Below are 4,078 nucleotides of genomic sequence, written 5' to 3'. Positions count from 1 at the left end.
CAGGAGAAGGAAGCACTGGGATGACAGGAGAAGGAAGCACTGGGATGACAGGAGAAGGAAGCACTGGGATTGGGATGGAAAAGGCTATTTGTGTGATGCCAATGAGTGATAGAAAGTTCTGCAAGAAGTCATTAATTGCAAAAATTTAATATAAATTATAAAATAAATCCACTGAATAAAAAATATATGCTAATTAGTACAACATCAGAACTGGAGAATACATGTGAAGAGTTAATAGCAAAAAAGCCGAAATTTATAGCAGTTGACACGGAGTTCATTAGAAATAATTTAATCTACTACCCAAAATTATCGTTAATTCAAATTTCTTACGGAGAGAAGAGTTTTATTGTAGACGCATTAGTGCCAGAAATTGATTTATCATTCATTAAGAAAATAATGCTAAATCAGGGGATAACCAAAGTGTTTCATAGCTGCCGGCAGGATATAGAATCCTTACTCACTGTGTTTAAATGTATTCCCACTCCCATTTTTGATACCCAAGTTGCTGCTATGTTTTGTCATTATTATCATGACTTTATTGGTTACTCAAAAGTAGTGGAGCAATATCAAGGAATAGCACTGGATAAAATTAAAGCTAAAAATTCAGATTGGTTAAGGCGTCCGTTGTCCGAAGATCAGTTAGATTATGCAGTAAACGACGTGGTACACCTATATGACCTATACCAAATATTGTGCAATAAACTTGAAGAAAATAATAGGATGGGTTGGTTTCAAGAAGAGATGGAATCAATAGTTGATATAAATAAGTATTTACATAGCCCAAAAGATGCATGGAAGAGGATTAAATTTAATTATGAAGTAAATCCAAGATTGATACTAACTGTTAAAGCAGTTAGTGAGTGGCAAGAAACCTTAGCACAGCGCTATAATATGAACCGTAATAAAATAATCAATAATGCTGTAATAGCTGATTTTATTGAAAAAAATGTAGAGCATGTTGATGAGATTTTAGATGATCTCAAGAGGAATACAAAAAATATAAAAGATGCGGATTTACTAGAGTTTGTGAATATTTTTAATGAAAATGAGAGAAATTGGATGCAGCAAAACAACACCTTATCGAGTAATTATGACAAATCTGTACTTGATATACTCTCAATTATTTTAGATAGTAAATGTAAAGAAAGTAACATATCAAGGAAATTAGTTTCTTCAAAAGATGAGTTAACCGGGTCAATATCTGGACAGACAGATAAATTATTCAAGGGATGGAGATATGATTTTTTTGGCAGGTCAGTTGAATCATTTTTGAACACAAGCTCAAAATTTGAGATTTCAGCAGTGAAATCCGCAAATAATATAACCAAAATTCAGAGTAATTTAGTGGAGAATAACTGTTGCTAAAGTAACTTAGATTTATCGACAATCGTCATCCCGCTACGTGTTAGTGGCTAAGAGATACCGCGGCGGTATGACGGTTAAGTAGGGTGTTATCCAAGTAGCCCTGACTACTTGGATCCAGGAAAATTGATTGTGCACTATACAACATAAAAGCTAGATTCCAGACTGGAATAACACCACCTACAAATTGCAATGTTCGTATAGTTATGTGCTTGACACTGAGATCTAGAAAATCTAGTTAATATATATAGAGAAACCTTAGCTATAGTTTCAAAAGAAGTCGAATGTATTTTGTTATATGATTATAAGTCTAACAGGCGGAATTGGGGTAGGAAAGAGCTTTGTAGCTAATTGCTTTCAAGAGTTTGGTGCTGTTGTATTTGATGCTGATTCTGTTGTACACCAACTTTATGAAGTGGATAAAAGCATAATAAGTTATGCAGAGAAAAATTTTCCTGGAGTGGTAGTAAATGGTGAAATAGATAGAACAGTACTGTCTAAATATTTCTTAGCCTACGATGAAAATTGGAAACAATTTCAATCTTTGGTTCACTCTGCTGTGCTGCGTGAATTAGAATTTTTTATTGCCAAGGAAAAAAAGATCGATAGAAAACTTTTAGTTTTAGATGTGCCACTTCTATTAGAAACAAAATTTTATTTATATTGCGACCTTATTGTTTTTGTTCATGCAGATAGCGTTGTGCAAGCTCAAAGACTTAACGAACGCAACATAGATAAAGAAAAGCTTAATCTAATCTCCGATGTTCAGTTATCTATTGAGGAGAAAAGGAAGATGAGTGACTTTATTATCGATACCAGTGTAAGCAAAGAGTATGTTTTTTCTCAAGTAAAAGATATAGTGGATTCATTAAACCTAAACACGTAGCTCTACGTCATACCGCCGCGGTATCTCTAGATCCCGCTAACAAGCGGCGGGATGACGGTTGTCAGGATCCCAGCAGCCTCCCTCCCCTGTCATCCAAGTAGCCCCCTATGGTGTCATCCAAGTAGCCCAGACTACTTGGATCCAGGAAAATTGATTGTGCACTATAGCAACATTTTTGATCAAAAACTGGATTCCAGTGTCAAGCACTGGAATGACACCCTTCCGATGGGAACTGCTCTCAAACTACAACAGCATGAGTAGCTACAGAAGCTTTAATGATACAAGAAAAAATAAACAGCTATCATTTTTTTAGTAATTAAGTAAAATAGAGTGAAAGATTGCGAGGAAGTTTTGAAAAATAAGATAAAAAAGATAGTAATTTCAGGAAAGGAAGTGTGGCCAATCATCGAAGGTGGTAAAGGCATTGCAGTTAGTGATGGGAGATCAAGCGGAGCATTTGCTGCAGCAGATGCTGTGGGTACATTTTCTGGTGCAAATGCTAAGCTTATTGATGATAATGGCGAGTTAGTGCCACTAATTTATAAAGGCAAAACAAGAAATGAAAAGCATAGTGAATTGATTGAGTATAGTATTGAAGCTGGAATTAGTCAGGCAAGAATAGCAAATGAAATATCAAAAGGTCATGGAAGAATACACATGAATGTACTTTGGGAGATGGGAGCAGCAGAACGCGTACTTCATGGCATATTAGAAGGAGCGAAAGGTTTGATTCATGGTATTACCTGCGGTGCTGGTATGCCTTATAGGCTTGGAGAAATTGCAGCTAAATATCAGGTTTATTATTACCCTATTATCTCATCGGTGCGTGCTTTTAAAGCATTATGGAAGCGTGCTTACCAAAGAATATCTTCCTATTTGCTTGGTGGAGTAGTGTATGAAGATCCATGGCTTGCTGGAGGGCACAATGGACTGAGTAACAGTGAAGACCCAGAGCTACCACAGGCTCCATTTGAAAGAGTTGCAGAGCTTAGATCTTTCATGAACGAGATCGGTCTTTCAGAAACACCAATTGTTATGGCAGGAGGAGTGTGGCATTTGAAAGATTGGGAACATTGGTTTGACAATCTGCAAATTGGACCAATAGCTTTTCAGTTTGGCACTCGTCCACTTTTGACGAAAGAAAGCCCAATTTCTGCAGAGTGGAAAAAGAAGCTACTCACTTTAGAAGAAGGTGATGTATTTTTAAATAAATTCAGTCCAACAGGGTTTTACTCATCTGCGGTGAGGAATAATTTTATACGTGAGTTACAGGAACGAAAATTACATCAAGTAAATTTTTCAGAAAATGCCAGCGAAGAATCCAATAGTGAATTTGCAATGGGTAGCAGAGGTAGGAAGATCTACCTTACTGCAAAAGACAAAGAACTGGCAAATACATGGACTAAAGCAGGGTACACAGAAGCAATGAAAACCCCAGATTCAACTGTTATTTTTGTGACGCCAGATAAATTTAAACAAATAAGAGAAGATCAAATCAATTGTATGGGATGTTTGAGCCATTGTTTGTTTAGCAATTGGAAAGATCATGGTGACCATTCAACAGGACGAAAGCCAGATCCGCGTAGTTTTTGCATACAAAAAACACTGCAAAACGTTATACACGATGGTGATATTGAGAACGAACTCATGTTTTCCGGGCACAATGTGTACAAATTTAAGCAAGATCCATTTTATGAGAATGGCTACGTACCGGCAGTAAAAGAACTGGTGGAAAGGATATTGACTGGGTATTGAGTCAGTGACCTTACCCAGAAAAAGTGGAGAGAAAGTGTGGAATGTTTTTTACAAAAAGAATGATGCATCAAATTG

Annotated in this window: 3 protein-coding genes; all 3 read left to right on the top strand. The window is 36.4% G+C overall.

Features of this window, described 5'->3' with window-relative positions; genetic code table 11:
- Window positions 1-186: 186 nt before the first annotated feature.
- The 3 genes from OZD62_RS02360 to OZD62_RS02350 all read left to right on the top strand — a co-directional run bounded on the left by OZD62_RS02360 (window position 187) and on the right by OZD62_RS02350 (window position 4,003).
- On the top strand, window positions 187-1,365 hold the full coding sequence (locus tag OZD62_RS02360; protein ID WP_010962422.1) for a ribonuclease D: 1,179 nt from the start codon (window positions 187-189) through the stop codon (window positions 1,363-1,365).
- Window positions 1,366-1,660: 295 nt separating this feature from the next.
- Window positions 1,661-2,248, top strand: a complete 588-nt coding sequence (coaE, locus tag OZD62_RS02355; RefSeq protein WP_275019353.1) for a dephospho-CoA kinase — start codon at window positions 1,661-1,663, stop codon at window positions 2,246-2,248.
- A gap of 351 nt (window positions 2,249-2,599) precedes the next feature.
- Entirely contained in the window at window positions 2,600-4,003 is a 1,404-nt protein-coding gene (locus OZD62_RS02350) for an NAD(P)H-dependent flavin oxidoreductase (protein WP_138265073.1), read from the top strand.
- Window positions 4,004-4,078: the final 75 nt, after the last annotated feature.

Origin of the sequence: Wolbachia endosymbiont of Drosophila seguyi, assembly GCF_028981765.1 — a bacterium.
Taxonomy (GTDB): Bacteria; Pseudomonadota; Alphaproteobacteria; order Rickettsiales; family Anaplasmataceae; genus Wolbachia; species Wolbachia pipientis.
The sequence above is the reverse complement of the archived record's forward strand: the minus strand, read 5'-3'. Positions and strand labels throughout refer to the sequence as shown.